Source organism: Pseudomonas helmanticensis, assembly GCF_900182985.1.
In the GTDB taxonomy this organism is placed as follows: Bacteria; Pseudomonadota; Gammaproteobacteria; order Pseudomonadales; family Pseudomonadaceae; genus Aquipseudomonas; species Aquipseudomonas helmanticensis.
Genome location: NZ_FXUY01000001.1, coordinates 3972718 through 3988200 on the forward strand (window position 1 = coordinate 3972718; position 15483 = coordinate 3988200).

The window sequence follows — 15483 nt, forward strand, 5'->3', positions numbered from 1 at the left end:
ACTGTGTATGACTTCGCTCTTGTTGCAAATGTCGCCGATCGGTCTGGTGATCGCGCTGATACTCATCGTCCGCCGGCCACCGGTACAAGCCGCGCTGGCGGGCGTGGCGCTGGTGTTCCTGTTATGGGCACTGGGCGCTGCCGGACCGGTGTCGGCAGCGATCACCACGGCTATTTTTCAGGACACCACGATCCTGTTTCTCAGCACCGCCTGCGTGATCGTGCCGGGGCTGGCGTTCGTCATATTGGTTGAACGCGGTGGCGCACCTCAGGCCATCGGCGCCTGGGTCAAGGAGCTCGGCTGGACACCGCCGGCACAAGTCATCTTCATCGTCCTCGGCCTCGCGCCGCTGCTTGAAGCGATGACCGGTTTTGGCGTCTCGCTGATTGCCACAGTGCCGCTGTTGATGGGCCTGTTCACCCGTCAGTCGGGGATGAAAATCGCCCTCGCCGGCATGGTCATCATGCCGTGGGGCACGTTGGGCCTGGCGACGGTGATCGGTGCGTTGCTGGCGCATTTGCCGGCGGAAACACTTGGCAGCCACTCGGCGCTGATCAGCGCCCCGGTGTTCCTCTGCCTGGCCGCCATCGCTTTGTGGCAAGCCGGGATCCGCACCGTGGCTCCGTGGCTCGGGCTGATGGTGGTCACCGCGCTGTTCATCGCCGTGCTGTTTTCGATCAACCTGTGGATCGGGCCGGAAGTGTCCGGTGTGCTGGCCGGCCTTGCCGTGGCCTGCGTCGGCCTCGGCATTTCCTTTTCGCAGCGCAAAAAACTGGTGCGCTGGCCGAGCGCGGCGTGGCCGTATCTGGCCTTGCTGGGCGTCATCGTCGCCTCGCGCGGGCTGTTTGTGCTGTCGGGCTGGGATGCGCTGTGGGTCATCAAGGGCGAGCATGTTTCGTGGAAGCCTCTGGCGTCCCCGGGCTTGGCGTTGCTGATCGTCACCTTGCTGATGGCCGTCAGACAAGCCACGCCCACAGGTTTCCCATGGCGCGCACTGTTCAACCGGGCGAAGTTTCCGGTCACGACGATTTTCCTGTTTCTGCTGCTGTCGCAGGTGATGGTCAACGCCGGATTTCTGGTCGAGGCGCAACGCACTCTGCAATCGTTGTCGGGGATTTCCCTGGCGCCGACGATCGCCTTGCTGGCGGGTATTGCCGGTTATGTCACCGGGTCCAATGTCGGCGGCAACACCCTCGTCATGCCGTCGATTGCGGCACTGACCAGCGAGCACGGGCCATGGCTGGCCGCGATGGTCAACAGTGCGGCCGGGCATGGTGCGCTGGGGTCGTTATCGATTCTGTCGCTGATCACCGGGCTGGCGGGCGCCAACCGGCAGGAAGAAAACGGCCTGATTCGATTCGCTTTCGGCCTGGTTGCCCTGAACATCGTCATTGTTGCTGCAACGGGGATGGTTTTACTCTATTTTCTCTGAATTGTTTCCAGGAATGACCAAGAGAACTTATGGACAGGTTTGATCTACCGGACAAGCGCTGGCGAATCGTCAAGGACTGGATTATTCGTCAGATCGAAAGTGGTGAATGGGCAGCTGAGTCCAAGCTGCCATCGATTCGGTCCCTGGCCCGAATGTTTGAAACCAGCATCACCACCGTCCAGCGTGCACTGGCTGACCTGGAAGCCGATGCCTATGTTTCCACCATCCCGCGCGTCGGCTATTTCGTGTCCACAGCCGGTAAAGCCAAACCAGCCAACGGTTTCGACTTTTCCAGTGTCACCGTCAACGTCAATCACGCCGTGGTCGCGATGCTCTCCCAAGCAGCGTCGCGCACCACTGCATCATTGAGTTCAGCGGTGCTGCACAGCGATCTGACGCCGCACGTGTTATTGAACAAATGCCTTTCGGTAATGGCCGGCAAGGCCGACAACTCGCTGACCGGCCTGGTGGCACCGCCCGGTCTTCCAGCACTACGTCGGCGCATTGCCGGGCTGATGCTGACGCGCGGGGTCGTCTGCGGCCCGGACGATATCCTCGTGACCTCGGGCGACACTGTCGCGCTTGAACTGGCACTCGAAGCCGTCGCGACCAAGGGCTCGACGGTGGCCATCGAGACGCCGACCTACTACGGCATCCTGCAGACCATCGAACGGCTGGGCATGCGCGCCTTGCCGATTCGCACCCACGGCGAACTGGGCATCGACGTCGATCACCTCGAAGAAGCCCTGAAGCAGAAAAAAGTCTCGGTGATTTTTCTCAATCCCACCCTGCAGAATCCACGTGGCTTCATCATGCCGGATGAGACCCGGGCCAGGCTTTCACAGATTGCTCGCGAAGCGGATGTGCCGATTATCGAGGACGATATTTTCTTCGATCTGGTACCTGAGGGAGAACGTCCGCGCGCGATCAAAAGCTACGACAGCAGCGGACAGACGATTTACTGCTCATCATTTTCGAAAACGGTCGCGCCGGGTTACCGCGTCGGCTGGTGCGTCGCCGGCAGATACCGCGAGGCGATTCTTGCGCAAATGTTCTCGCGCAATCTGGCCGTTTCCAGCCTCGCGCAAAATGTCCTCAACGAGTTCATCGGGCGCGGCTACATGGAGGAGCATTGCGCACGACTGAGGTCGCAATTGTCGTCGCTGGCGAACTTTGTCGAAACGCTGGTACGCACTGAGTTTCCCTTCGGAACGGTCTACGTGCCACCGCGCGGAGGATTCATCCACTGGATCAAGTTACCCGCGCATACGGACATGCAAGCACTCGAACGGCTGGCCAGTGAACGCGGTTGCCACGTGGCCGGCAGTGGGATCTTTTTCGCCGATGGGCAGCCCTCCACCGGTCTGCGCATCTGCCTGGGTACCACGCTGTCACCGGGGGTGATGCAAATTTTGCAAGTGATTGCCGAATGCGCGCACCTCGCCGCAGGACCCTCGAATGTGCGGCTGAAACTGGCGGACTCTCGCGAGGAGCCAGTGCTTCCCTAGCGGAAGTGGGTTAAACCTGTGATGAACCAGAAACGAACCCGCGTGCCCCTACCCCATCCGCCGCCGTATCGGCCAAGCCGCATGACTTACTGGCTGACCGTGCTCGTTGCCGTGCTGATCGCCTTCGCCATTGGCGCATCGATCTGGATGCTGGTCGACAGCTGGATCACCGGCTCGATCACTACCAATAATCGCGGCCCGCGCAGCACCTACACCCTGGCCCTGCAACCTCGCCAGTTCAGGGCGGAGTTCATCAAGCAAAGCATCGGCACCGTGTTGATGCTGGTGATGGGGCTGTTCGGGCTTTGGATTTATCGCAATGTGCAGGAGCCAGTGAACAGCCCCAAAGGCAAGCGCACAAAGCGCTAGGCAAGGGCGGAATTCAGAGGGTGTTGACGTAATCGACTGGCAGCAAGACCGTGTCCAGATCTGCTGCGACTGCAATATCGCTATTGCTCGCCATCCCAATGAAACACCAGATTGCGTGCCGCGCCGCTGCCAACATCGGTCGTGTCGTGGCGGACTACGCCATTGCGTGTGGCTTGCACGGTGTATTTTCCCGGCGGCAGTTGCACGTAAACCAACGGCCCGGCCTGCGTCAGATTGAGAACGGGCTGACCCTGGACTTTTGCGATAACCACGTCTACATCGGGGATGTATTTGTTCTCCACACCGATGGAAAACGTCATGTGCAAGTTGTAGCCGGTGGTTTGCTGGATGGCTCTGGACTCATCTTCGCCGATCCCGCCGGACAGATAACTGACACCGTTCTGTTGTTGCTGCTGAACTTGCACGCCCGCATTGTCGATCGGCTCAAGACTGGCTGCCTGCAACATCCCCGCACACATCAAGGCAAATACAGCGGCGACGGGCAGCATGAAGGTTCGAACGCGTTTCATGATCACGACTCCCGGGCTCTGGCAGAGCCCAACCGTTACTCCTTTTAGATTTTGCATATCGTGTCGGGTTTTAGATTGATTGGAAGTTGGCAGGAGTACGAAATGGACTACAGACCAATACCGTCAATTGCGTCTTTCATCGGCAACGTCCTGCAACACCCATCGCTGCTTCCTGCGAACTTTGCCGTCTGTCCCGACATACGCAAACGGCGACTCTTGGCATGCTTTTACGTCTGTTCCCAATGACGCGGAAGTCCCGATGAACCAGCTGAAACCTGCTGATACGCAAGACCCGAAAATTGATTCATTGCTGGGGGAGCTCGGCGAATTGATTCGTCAGGCGCGGCAAAAAGTGCTGCGAGCGGTTGATACGATTCAAGTGCAAACCTGCTGGCAGATTGGCAGGCATATCGTCGAGTTTGAGCAGAAAGGTGCCCAGCGTGCGGGCTATGGGAAGCAGCTGATTGGCCTATTGGCGAAGGATCTGACCGGGCAGTTCGGAAAAGGGTTCGATGATCGTAATCTGCGATACATGCGCAGCTTTTATCAGTTGTTTCCAATTTGGAACGCAGTGCGTTCCGAATTGAGCTGGACTCACTACCGTCGGCTGTTGGGAGTGAACAATGAAAAGGCGCGCCACTGGTACATGGACGAATGCGCCACACTGAACTGGTCAAGCCGCGCCCTCGATCGCCAGATTCTCACGCTCTACTACGAGCGACTCCTCATGAGTCGAGACAAAGCCGATGTGATCGAAGAAGCCGCCACCAATATCGAAGCGCTGAAATGCAGCCCGCGCGAGTTCATTCGCGACCCGGTCATGCTCGAGTTTCTCGGCCTGCCCTCAGCCGGCAAGGTCAGGGAAAGCAGTCTCGAACAAGCCCTCATCGACCACCTGCAGGGATTTTTGCTCGAACTGGGCAAAGGCTTTTCCTTCGTCGCCCGCCAACAACGCATCAGTACCGACGGCGTCGATCTGTACATCGATCTGGTGTTCTACAACTACCTGCTCAAATGCTTCGTGATCATTGACCTTAAACGCGGCAAGCTCAGCGCCCGCGATGTCGGGCAGATGGACATGTATGTGCGCATGTACGACGAACTCATGCGCAGCGAGGGCGACCAGCCGACCGTCGGGATCATTCTGTGCGCGGAGAGCAGCGAGTCGGTGGCGCGCTACTCGATGCTCAAGGGCAACGAGCAACTGTTCGCCAGCAGCTACAAGACGATCTTGCCGAGTGAGGAAGAGTTGCGCGCAGAACTCAATCGCGAACAGGCCTTGATCGAGGAACGCCTGCTGACTGAATCCACTGAATAAAATCTGTGGTTTGTTGCGGCTCGGCACTGCGGCTATCGTTGGCAGCTTAACCGCCAAGGTCGAGTGCGATGAGCTATCAGGACACGCCCGCAATGCAGAATATGCCGTCAAAGTCAGCGATTCTGAAGGCCATGTCAGGTGAACCCTTCAAGGAAGCCGCCGCCGACGGTTTTATCCTGGGTGGTTTCATCTGGCGCCATGCGTTGCCCGATCCCCAGCGTGCGGTGGTCATCATCAACGCTGCGACGTCTGTGCGCTGCCGCCACTACGGGCGATTCGCGGCTTATCTGTTCGCCAATGGCTTCGACGTCATCACCTATGACTATCGCGGCATTGGCGAATCGCGATCCGCCTCGATCAAAGGGCTGGACGCGTCATGGACAGATTGGGGCGCCCTGGATTTCGAAGCGATGCTCAAGCGGGCGCAACGGCAGTTTCCCGGGCAGCCGATTGATGTGGTCGGTCACAGCTTTGGCGGTTGTGCGGCGGGACTGGGTGAGTCCGGGCGAGTTATCCGACGGTTGGTCACCGTCGGTGCGCAGTTCGCTTACTGGCGCGATTACGCCCCCGAACAGCGCTGGCGGATGTTCGGCAAATGGCATTTGCTGATGCCGTTGCTGACGCTGCTCTGCGGCTATTTTCCCGGAAAGCGTCTCGGCTGGCTGGAAGACACGCCAAGCGGCGTCGTGCGTGACTGGAGCAAGCCTGCCGCGCGTTATGAACAGCGCCCCAGCGGTCGCGCATTGCTGGAAAAAACCGGCGCCCTGCCCTTCGCCAACGTCGGCGCACAAACCCTCGCCATCAGCATCAGCGACGATCCCTACGGCACGATTGCGGCCATCGAACGCCTGCTCGGCTACTTCAGCAATGCGCAAAAAACCCACCTGCGCATCGCCCCACAGGACATTGGCGAACAACAAGTCGGACATTTCGCCTTTTTTCGCAGCGCATACCAAGCCACACTATGGCCCATCGCTCTGACCTGGCTGCAAACCGGCGCACTGGCCCCCGACACACCCGGGCGGCAAGTCCCGCGCAGCTAAGCCCCAATCAACGCACGACGGAACACATCATGGCCTCCGCCAACAAGCAGCAAAAACGCGCCACCCGGGCCAAAGCCAAGGCCAAGCAGAACCGCACCAAACGCGCCGAAGCGCCGGTCGAGCTGGACCCGAACGACGATCGTATCGACTTCGAGTCGGTGGACCTCACCGAACTGTTCAAGAAAATGATCGACGCCGAAAAGATCAGCCAGCAAGCCCTGTGCAGCGCCTTCCTCGAAGACCCGCTGCTGGAACTGGTCTATGAGCAGGAAGGCGAAGAAGGCGCAATGGATTTCATCCTCGCCGCCCTGATCGAGTATCGCCAGTGGTCGCAGGAAACCGACGAGGCCGGCGCGCTGGCGTGGATCGAATCACCGGCCTTCCAGGCCGACTATGTGGCGGCGTCCGACGCGATCGCCGCAAACACCCAACAGAAGAACTGAACTCCCATGGCATCCCTGAACAAGCAACAGAAACGCGCCAAGCGCGCCAAGGCCAAAGCCAAGCAAATCCGTATGGTCGGCCGCAAGCCGCTGGAGCAGGACGAAGACCTCGACCACCTCGCCGAGCCGATCCCGGAATACACCCTGGCGATGTTCAGCAAAATGCGCGACGCCGAAGCCATCAGCCGCAACGAAATGCTGCTGACGCTGCTGCGCGAACTGGCGTTCGTCATCGTTGATCATCCAGAACTGCTGGACATGGAAAACGCCGATGACGAAGGCATGGCCGCCACCCACCTGGCCGCCGACATGTTGATCGACTACCGCATGTGGGCTGAAGGCGTAACGATCGAAGAAGCCCAGGCCTGGCTGAGCGAGCCACAGTTCATCACCGATTTCGGGGTTGCGCTGGATGCTTATGGCAAGTCGGTGGAAGCGCAGGAAGACAAGAGCGAATAAACCCCGCTCACAAACAAAAACGGCCGCTCGTCATCACTGACAGCGGCCGTTTTTGTTTGGATGGCTTGGTCACCCTTTGTCCGATGACAATGTATATCCCATTGACATATCCCAAGCGCAGCCTATCCTGAGCTCATCGCAGGAGCAGACCTTGGAGGTCAAATATGGAACAGACCACAATTTTCATGAGCAATAGAAGTCAGGCAGTTCGACTGCCAAAGGCAGTTGCGATGCCCGGCGACGTTAAACGAGTGGAAGTCATCGCGATTGGCAGAACACGCGTCATTACGCCTGCTGGAGAAAGCTGGGATAGCTGGTTTGATGGCGACAGCGTCACACCTGATTTCATGGCTGACCGTGAGCAACCTGCTGATCAGGAGCGCGAGTCGTTCTGATGATCAAATACATGCTGGATACCAACATCTGCATCTTCACCATCAAAAACAAACCACAAATTGTCCGGGAGGCCTTCAATCAACATTCCGGGCAGTTGTGCATAAGCGTTATCACGCTTATGGAGCTTATTTACGGCGCTGAAAAGTCGGCGTCCCCTGAAAAGAATCTAGCGATTGTCGAAGGATTCGTTGCGCGATTGGAGGTCTTGCCTTTCGACAATGACGCCGCAGCACAGGCCGGGATGATCCGGTCTGAACTGGCGAAAGCTGGAACACCGATTGGGCCGTACGACCAAATGATAGCAGGCCACGCGCGGTCGCTTGGACTTATTGTAGTCACGAACAATGTGCGGGAATTTGAACGTGTTTCCGGATTGCGTATTGAGGATTGGGTTCATCCCGTTTGAGCAGCGCTCACAAACAAAAACGGCCGCTCGTCATCACTGACAGCGGCCGTTTTGCATTACGCGTTGCGGATCAGTTCAACACCACCGCGCCACGTTTTTCCAGCTTGCGACGGCGTGCCACCAGCAAACCGGCAGCCACCACCATCAGGCTCAGCAGGCCAGTCGCGAGAATCTCCACGCGATGCGCTTCCTGGAACAGCATGATGGTCAGGGCCGCGACGATGAAGATGATCACCGCGTAGGTCAGGCCCGGGAACAGCCACATGCTGAATTCGATTTTCTCGCCACGCGCCACGCGTTGTTTGCGCATGCGCAATTGCGAGAAGGCGATTACCAGGTAAACCAGCAGCGCAATGGCGCCGGAGCTGGCCAGCAGGAATTCGAACACCGCAGCTGGGGCCACGTAGTTGGCGAAAGTGCAGAGGAACGCTGCGCCGGTCGACAGCATCACCGCCCAGTAAGGCGTGCCGCTTTTATTGGTGCGGGTCGACATGGCCGGGGCATCGCCACGTTTGCCGAGGGAGAAGAGCATGCGCGACGAGGTGTATAGCGCCGAATTCAGGCAGCTGGTTACCGCGACCAGCACCACGATGTCGACGATCATTTTCGCGTTAGGAATGCCCATGCGCTCAAGCACGGTCTGGTAGGAACCGAGGTTGGCCAGCGTAGGATCGTTCCAAGGCACCAGGGCCACAACGATGAAGATCGACACGAGGTAGAACAAGCCGATCCGCCAGATCACCGAGTTGGTTGCTTTGGAGATTTGCTTGCCCGGGTTTTTCGATTCCGCGGCCGCGATGGTCACGATCTCGGTACCCATGAAGGAGAACATGGTGGTCAGGATTGCACCCAGTACCGCGCCCATGCCGTTTGGCAGGAAGCCGCCGCTGTCGAAAAGGTGCGACACACCGCTGACCTGGCTGTTCGGCAAGTAGCCGAAGATCGCTGCAAGACCGAGGGCGATGAAGCCGATGATCGCCAGCACTTTGATCAGGGCAAACCAGAATTCGAACTCGCCGTAATTCTTCACGCTGAACAGGTTGGTGACGGTCAGCAACAGGGTGATGATCAGCGCGAAAGCCCAGATGCCTACGCCCGGGAACCATGCATGGAGGATGGTCGCGGCGGCGTTGGCTTCCAGTGGAATCACCAATACCCAGAACCACCAGTACAACCAGCCGATGGTGAAACCGGCCCAATGGCCGATGGCACGGTCGGCGTAAGTCGAAAACGAACCGGTATCCGGCGAGGCAACAGCCATTTCGCCGAGCATGCGCATCACCAAGACCACCAGAGTACCGGCGGCGGCATAAGCCAGCAGCACGGCAGGACCGGCCGCAGCGATGGCGTGGCCGGAGCCAACGAACAGACCGGCGCCGATCACACCGGCGATCGACAACATGGTCACATGACGCGGTTTGAGCCCTTGTTCAAGGCCATTGGAGCTTGGGGTACTGCTCATCGAAACTACCTTTGCGAGGAAAGCGATTGCGTCCGGCCCGTCTGGCATTTCTTTCTCGTAAAAAGAATCCAACGGGGCGTTCCTTATTCTGCACGCAATAAATGCGCCAAAATGTTTCAAAGTCTTCTGCATCGCGGCTTTGCGCGCGACCGGACGGTCATCGCAAGTCTTTGAGATCAATGGCAATTCGCCAGAGCGTTACCCTGCGACTCACTTTCAAGACGAATCAGCGCACCAGAAACACACTGAAAAAGTGTGGGATGCACAATAAAAGGGCGAATCGTGTACGTTCGGCCGGATAGCGCTTCCAACACCCCGCCAAAGCTGGCAACATCGCGCCTTTTTTTACGCGACACCCCGGGTTTGCACGATCAAACACCCGTTCGGTTGTTGATGGGGCGACAGTCTGCTGTGCCGATGCGACAACCTGCCACACGCCACCCGTTTACCGCTCGCAGCGCTGTTGGCTGCCATTGAAACGCTATGCTAGCTTGGCCGCCTCGCCAGGAAGGCCATCCAACAGCTGGAGCGCAACATATATGAGGAACGCACATGGCTGAGGCCACGCCCGCGCTTGAAATTCGCAACCTGCACAAACGCTACGGACAGCTTGAGGTGCTCAAAGGCATCTCGCTGACCGCCCGCGACGGCGATGTGATCTCGATCCTCGGTTCCTCCGGTTCCGGCAAGTCCACGTTCCTGCGTTGCATCAACCTGCTGGAAAACCCGCACCAGGGCCAGATCCTCGTGGCCGGTGAAGAACTCAAGCTCAAGGCCGCGAAGAATGGCGAACTGGTTGCCGCCGACGGCAAACAGATCAACCGCCTGCGCTCCGAGATTGGTTTTGTGTTTCAAAACTTTAATCTGTGGCCGCACATGAGCATCCTCGACAACATCATCGAGGCGCCGCGTCGCGTGCTCGGCCAGAGCAAGGCCGAGGCCATCGAAGTCGCCGAAGCGCTGCTGGCCAAGGTCGGCATCGCCGACAAGCGCCACGCCTATCCGGCGCAATTGTCGGGTGGTCAGCAACAACGCGCGGCGATTGCCCGCACGCTGGCGATGCAGCCGAAGGTGATTCTGTTCGACGAGCCCACCTCCGCGCTTGACCCGGAAATGGTTCAGGAAGTACTTAGTGTCATCCGCGCATTGGCCGAAGAAGGCCGCACCATGCTGCTCGTGACCCACGAAATGGGTTTCGCCCGTCAGGTCTCCAGCGAAGTGGTGTTCCTTCACCAAGGCCTGATAGAAGAGCAAGGATCGCCTCAGCAGGTGTTCGAAAACCCGCTTTCGGCGCGCTGCAAACAATTCATGTCCAGCAACCGCTAACGGAGCAACATGCATGCAGAATTTCAAGAAGGTCTTCCTGGCCGCCGCCGTCACCCTCGCGTTCAGCGCCGGTGCCATGGCTGAAACCCTGAAGATGGGCATCGAAGCGGCTTACCCGCCGTTCAACAATAAAGACGCCAGCGGCAACGTGGTCGGCTTCGACAAAGACATCGGCGACGCCCTCTGCGCGAAGATGAAAGTCGAGTGCACCGTGGTCACTTCCGACTGGGACGGCATCATTCCGGCCCTGAACGCGAAGAAGTTCGACTTCCTGATCTCCTCGCTGTCGATCACCGAAGAGCGCAAAGGCGCGGTCGACTTCACCGACCCGTACTACTCGAACAAACTGCAGTTCATCGCACCGAAAAACGTCGACTTCAAAACCGACAAGGACTCGCTCAAGGGCAAGACCATCGGTACCCAGCGTGCGACCCTGGCCGGTACCTGGCTGGAAGACACCTACGCCGATGACATCAAAGTCAGCCTCTACGACACCCAGGAAAACGCCTACCTCGACCTGACTTCCGGTCGTGTCGACGCGATCCTCGCGGACAAGTACGCCAACTATGACTGGCTGAAAAGCGACGCCGGCAAGAACTACGAGTTCAAGGGTGATCCGGTCGTAGAAAGCGACAAGATCGGCATCGCTGTGCGTAAAGGCGACCCGCTGCGCGAGAAGCTGAACGCTGCTCTGAAGGAAATCGTCGCCGACGGTACCTACAAGAAGATCAACGACAAGTACTTCCCGTTCAGCATCTACTGATCCTGACCTGTGGGACTGGCGCCGTAATTGAACGGCGCCGGCTCCCGACTTTGCCTGCCGCAATTTGAACAGAACTCCATGATTATCGACCTCTACGGATTCGGCCCGGCCCTCGCTGCCGGCGCGCTGATGACCGTCCAACTGGCCCTCACGGCCCTGTGCCTGGGACTGGTGCTCGGTCTGCTCGGCGCCTTGGCCAAGACTTCCCCGTACAAGCCGTTGCAATGGCTTGGCGGCACGTATTCGACCCTGGTGCGTGGCGTTCCGGAATTGCTCTGGGTGCTGTTGATCTACTTCGGTACGGTCAACCTGATGCGCGCCCTCGGTGAATACTTCGGCAACCCCGACCTGCAACTCAATGCCTTCGCTGCCGGTGTGATCGCCTTGGGCCTGTGCTTCGGCGCCTACGCCACGGAAGTGTTTCGTGGTGCGATCCTCGCCATTCCCAAAGGCCACCGTGAGGCCGGCGAGGCCCTGGGCCTGTCGAAATGGCGGATCTTCACCCGGCTGATCATGCCGCAGATGTGGCGTATCGCCCTGCCCGGCCTGGGCAATCTGTTCATGATCCTGATGAAAGACACCGCACTGGTCTCGGTGATCGGTCTTGAAGAAATCATGCGTCACGCGCAAATCGGCGTGACCGTGTCGAAACAACCGTTCACCTTTTATATGGTCGCCGCGATCATGTACCTGGGCCTGACCGTGCTGGCGATGTCTGGCATGCACTTTCTGGAAAAACGCGCCGCCCGCGGCTTTGCGAGGAGCGCTTAATGAACTGGGAAGTGATCATCAAGTGGCTGCCGAAACTGGCACAGGGCGCGACCCTGACCCTGGAACTGGTGGCCATCGCGGTGATTGCCGGTCTGCTGCTGGCAATTCCGCTGGGCATCGCCCGCTCCTCGAAGCTGTGGTACGTGCGCTCGTTGCCCTACGCCTACATCTTCTTTTTCCGTGGCACGCCGTTGCTGGTTCAACTGTTCCTGGTTTATTACGGCCTGGCACAGTTCGACGCGGTGCGTGAAAGTGCGTTGTGGCCATACCTGCGCGATCCGTTCTGGTGCGCGACTGTGACCATGACCCTGCACACGGCGGCGTACATCGCCGAGATTCTGCGCGGGGCGATTCAGGCGATTCCTCCGGGCGAGATCGAAGCGGCGCGGGCCTTGGGCATGTCCAGGCCCAAGGCGATGTTCTACATCATCCTGCCGCGTGCCGCGCGCATCGGCCTGCCGGCCTACAGCAACGAAGTGATCCTGATGCTCAAGGCCAGCGCGCTGGCCAGCACCGTGACTTTGCTGGAACTGACCGGCATGGCCCGCACGATCATTGCCCGCACCTATCTGCCGGTGGAGATTTTCTTCGCGGCAGGCATGTTCTATCTGTTGATGGCATACGTGCTGGTGCGCGGCTTCAAGCTGCTGGAGCGCTGGCTGCGCGTCGATGCCTGCCAAGGGCGTTGATTCTTCCCACGTGCTGACGGGCGAGGACTTACTCGCCCGCTTCACCGCGCTGGATGTTTTTCTCACAACGCATCAGGCGCTGTGGAAACCTCGACCGTTCACTCATCTTTCGCTTGCCTGGGAAGCGTCCTACCCGGAACTGGCCTTGTGGCTGCGCGGGAGGTCGCTGGAAGACGCGGAAAACGCTCACAACCAACCAGCTGATCTTGTTGATGCGCCGGAGCCGTTTGCTTCATTGGCGGCGTTGTCGGCTGAGCTGAGTGCGGTCGGTGAGTTGCCGGGCCATGCGCTGGAATCTGCGGGGCATCGCTTGAATGTCGATGTACCGGGGCGTAAATGGCAGCAGATCGAAGCATTCGCCAGTCGTTTGTCCTTTGCTGCGCAGCCAACGCATTGGCTGGACTGGTGCTCCGGCAAAGGACACCTGGGACGGCGGTTACTGGCCACCGGGCAACAGCTGACTTGCGTTGAGTACGATCCGGCATTGGTCGCCAGCGGCCAGGCATTGAGTCAGCGTCATCATTTACACGCCCTGCATGTCGAACAGGACGTGTTGGCGGCTGACGCCTCAGCCGTATTGAGCGCTGCTCACACGCCCGTCGCCCTCCACGCTTGCGGTGACCTGCATGTACGCTTGATGCAACTGGCCAGCGCTATCGGTTGCCAACACATGGCGATCGCTCCTTGCTGCTACAACCGCACCGCCCACCACGAATATCAGCCATTGTCCTCGGCCGGATCGGGAACCCTCCTACGTCTCTCGCTGGAAGATCTGGCGCTGCCGATGAGCGAAACCGTCACCGCTGGTGCACGCGTCCGACGTCAACGTGACACTTCGATGGCTCGTCGCCTGGCCTTCGACTTGCTGCAACGGCAGGTGCGCGGTGTTGACGAGTACTTGCCGACGCCATCGTTGCCCAGCGCCTGGCTGGAAAAACCCTTTGACGATTACTGCCGCAACCTGGCCGCGCTCAAAGAGTTATCCACAGTCGGCTCGCAAAAGTGGGATGAAATAGAGACCACCGGTTGGCAGCGTTTGGCCGAAGTTCGCAACCTTGAATTGCTCCGCGGACTTTTCCGACGACCATTGGAGCTTTGGCTGAATCTGGATCGGGCACTTTTCCTTGCCGAACAGGGATACCTCGTCCGGCTCGGCACCCTTTGCGCAGCGCCGCTGACCCCACGTAATTTGCTCCTGCTGGCCGAGCGTCAATAACTCGCGACCACCTGTGGATAACTCTGTTGATGGTTTTTCCATGGATCCAATATCCACGCCTGTTTCGACCACTTAACACTGCTGGTCATTTTTTGTTCACATGAATAAAAAACCTGTAAAACAGGGATTTGCGAACAAAATGAGAATGCGTTCACAAAATCTCGTCCAAACCAGTCCTTGCCCCTCGCCGTTGTGCATAAGCTGCCAATCAAAACGACATAAACGCCGAATAAAGCCCTCGCCGAGCGAATAATTGCGGCCTCCGTCCAGCCTTGCTATACAGGGGCACAACGCGCCGACAGGCACGCACGAACAAGAAAAATCAGACCGACAGGAAGCGACCGTGACGTTCATTTCTTACGCGCAGAACTTTGAAGATGTTCGCCTGTGGCGCGCACTCAAGCAGTTTGAACACGGTTTCTACATCGACGTCGGCGCCAACGATCCGAGCCACGACTCGGTCACCAGAGCCTTCTACGATCACGGCTGGCGCGGCGTCAATGTCGAGCCGATGCAGAATTACTACGACGCGCTCTGCCAGCAGCGCCCACGCGACGCCACCGTGCAATGTGTCGCCAGCGACCAACCCGGCGAAATGACCTTCTACGGCATTCCCGGCACCGGCCTTTCCACCGCCGACCCGGCCGTCGCCCAGCAACGCAAAGACCTCGGCATGGACGTGCGCAGCCTCACCGTCAAAGCCCGCACCCTGACTTCGATCTGCGAACAATATGCTGCCGATCGGCCAATCCATTTTTTGAAGATCGACGTCGAAGGCCACGAAGAAACCGTCCTGCGCGGGATGGACTTCAGTCGCTTCCGCCCATGGATCATCGTCATCGAAACCCCATGGCAACGCGACCACACGTGGGAACACCTGGTCACCGACGCCGGCTATCAGTCGATCCTGTTCGACGGCCTCAACACCTGGTTCCTCGCCGACGAACACCTGAGCCTCAAACCCGCATTCGACATCCCACCGTGCAACCTCGACAACTTCCAACTGTGCCAGGGCCACGCCTTCGCCCACCCATTGAGCCCTAACGAACTCGACACCGCACAACAACTCGCCGACGCTCTGCACCGCGCCGAACAGGCCGAAGCGCAACTGTTTGCCCTGCAAAACAGCCGCACCGTGCGGGCAGTGCAAACGCTGCGGAATGTACTGCGCAGGGCCTGATTTGCAGCGATGCAAAAATAGTCTGAATTCAGGGGTTTACAGAAATTATCCAGTCGCTATAATCGTCGCCCACACGCCGGTATAGCTCAGTTGGTAGAGCAACTGACTTGTAATCAGTAGGTCCCGGGTTCGACTCCTGGTGCCGGCACCATACAAAACGAAGCCCCTGCAG

General features: G+C 58.8%; 17 protein-coding genes and 1 tRNA gene. 16 read left to right on the forward strand and 2 right to left on the reverse strand.

Translation table 11 applies throughout. The features are described from left to right. The first annotated feature begins 7 nt into the window (after positions 1-7). From QOL84_RS17725 to QOL84_RS17735, 3 genes are read left to right on the forward strand one after another with little or no spacing between them, the layout of a single operon-like run. On the forward strand, positions 8-1432 hold the full coding sequence (locus tag QOL84_RS17725) for an L-lactate permease (protein ID WP_283438023.1): 1425 nt from the start codon (positions 8-10) through the stop codon (positions 1430-1432). A gap of 29 nt (positions 1433-1461) precedes the next feature. Then, positions 1462-2940: an aminotransferase-like domain-containing protein gene (locus QOL84_RS17730; RefSeq protein ID WP_283438024.1), complete on the forward strand. Its 1479-nt coding sequence runs from the start codon at positions 1462-1464 to the stop codon at positions 2938-2940. A gap of 21 nt (positions 2941-2961) precedes the next feature. Beyond that, positions 2962-3309, forward strand: coding sequence for a hypothetical protein (locus QOL84_RS17735; protein WP_283438025.1), 348 nt, complete (start codon positions 2962-2964; stop codon positions 3307-3309). Positions 3310-3389: 80 nt separating this feature from the next. On the opposite strand, the gene QOL84_RS17740 is transcribed toward QOL84_RS17735, so the two are convergent. Next, complete coding sequence (locus QOL84_RS17740) at positions 3390-3839, reverse strand: carboxypeptidase regulatory-like domain-containing protein (RefSeq protein WP_283438026.1); 450 nt, start codon at positions 3837-3839, stop codon at positions 3390-3392. Positions 3840-4098: 259 nt separating this feature from the next. Between QOL84_RS17740 and QOL84_RS17745 the strand changes: the two genes are divergently transcribed. From QOL84_RS17745 to vapC, 6 genes are all read left to right on the forward strand, one after another. Further along, on the forward strand, positions 4099-5157 hold the full coding sequence (locus QOL84_RS17745) for a PDDEXK nuclease domain-containing protein (protein ID WP_283438027.1): 1059 nt from the start codon (positions 4099-4101) through the stop codon (positions 5155-5157). Between the two features lie 68 nt (positions 5158-5225). After that, entirely contained in the window at positions 5226-6200 is a 975-nt protein-coding gene (locus tag QOL84_RS17750) for an alpha/beta hydrolase family protein (RefSeq protein ID WP_430458723.1), read from the forward strand. A 29-nt stretch (positions 6201-6229) separates the two neighbouring features. After that, complete coding sequence (locus tag QOL84_RS17755; RefSeq protein ID WP_283438028.1) at positions 6230-6643, forward strand: hypothetical protein; 414 nt, start codon at positions 6230-6232, stop codon at positions 6641-6643. Between the two features lie 6 nt (positions 6644-6649). Next, a complete protein-coding gene (locus QOL84_RS17760) occupies positions 6650-7102 on the forward strand; it encodes a hypothetical protein (protein ID WP_129387726.1) in 453 nt (150 codons plus the stop codon). Between the two features lie 164 nt (positions 7103-7266). Further along, complete coding sequence (gene vapB, locus QOL84_RS17765; protein ID WP_129387723.1) at positions 7267-7497, forward strand: type II toxin-antitoxin system VapB family antitoxin; 231 nt, start codon at positions 7267-7269, stop codon at positions 7495-7497. Further along, positions 7497-7904, forward strand: a complete 408-nt coding sequence (vapC, locus tag QOL84_RS17770; protein ID WP_283438029.1) for a type II toxin-antitoxin system tRNA(fMet)-specific endonuclease VapC — start codon at positions 7497-7499, stop codon at positions 7902-7904. The genes vapB and vapC overlap by 1 nt, the downstream gene beginning before the upstream one ends. Positions 7905-7974: 70 nt before the next feature. Here vapC and gabP read toward each other — a convergent pair whose 3' ends face one another. Further along, entirely contained in the window at positions 7975-9366 is a 1392-nt protein-coding gene (gabP, locus tag QOL84_RS17775; RefSeq protein ID WP_283438030.1) for a GABA permease, read from the reverse strand. 552 nt (positions 9367-9918) lie between these two features. Between gabP and QOL84_RS17780 the strand changes: the two genes are divergently transcribed. From QOL84_RS17780 to QOL84_RS17810, 7 genes are all read left to right on the forward strand, one after another. Beyond that, a complete protein-coding gene (locus QOL84_RS17780) occupies positions 9919-10692 on the forward strand; it encodes an ABC transporter ATP-binding protein (protein WP_007909167.1) in 774 nt (257 codons plus the stop codon). 13 nt (positions 10693-10705) lie between these two features. Next, positions 10706-11455: an ABC transporter substrate-binding protein gene (locus QOL84_RS17785; RefSeq protein WP_034153033.1), complete on the forward strand. Its 750-nt coding sequence runs from the start codon at positions 10706-10708 to the stop codon at positions 11453-11455. A gap of 78 nt (positions 11456-11533) precedes the next feature. Further along, positions 11534-12226, forward strand: coding sequence for an ABC transporter permease (locus QOL84_RS17790; protein ID WP_129387713.1), 693 nt, complete (start codon positions 11534-11536; stop codon positions 12224-12226). After that, a complete protein-coding gene (locus QOL84_RS17795; RefSeq protein ID WP_283438031.1) occupies positions 12226-12915 on the forward strand; it encodes an ABC transporter permease in 690 nt (229 codons plus the stop codon). Before QOL84_RS17790 ends, QOL84_RS17795 begins: the two co-directional genes overlap by 1 nt. Continuing rightward, positions 12896-14131 carry a methyltransferase gene (locus QOL84_RS17800; RefSeq protein ID WP_283438032.1) on the forward strand — a complete coding sequence of 412 codons (1236 nt, stop codon included), beginning with the start codon at positions 12896-12898 and terminating at the stop codon, positions 14129-14131. Before QOL84_RS17795 ends, QOL84_RS17800 begins: the two co-directional genes overlap by 20 nt. Positions 14132-14474: 343 nt before the next feature. Next, positions 14475-15311 carry an FkbM family methyltransferase gene (locus QOL84_RS17805; RefSeq protein ID WP_283438033.1) on the forward strand — a complete coding sequence of 279 codons (837 nt, stop codon included), beginning with the start codon at positions 14475-14477 and terminating at the stop codon, positions 15309-15311. 75 nt (positions 15312-15386) lie between these two features. Then, a tRNA-Thr gene (locus QOL84_RS17810) sits at positions 15387-15462 on the forward strand. The last annotated feature ends 21 nt before the right edge of the window (positions 15463-15483 follow it).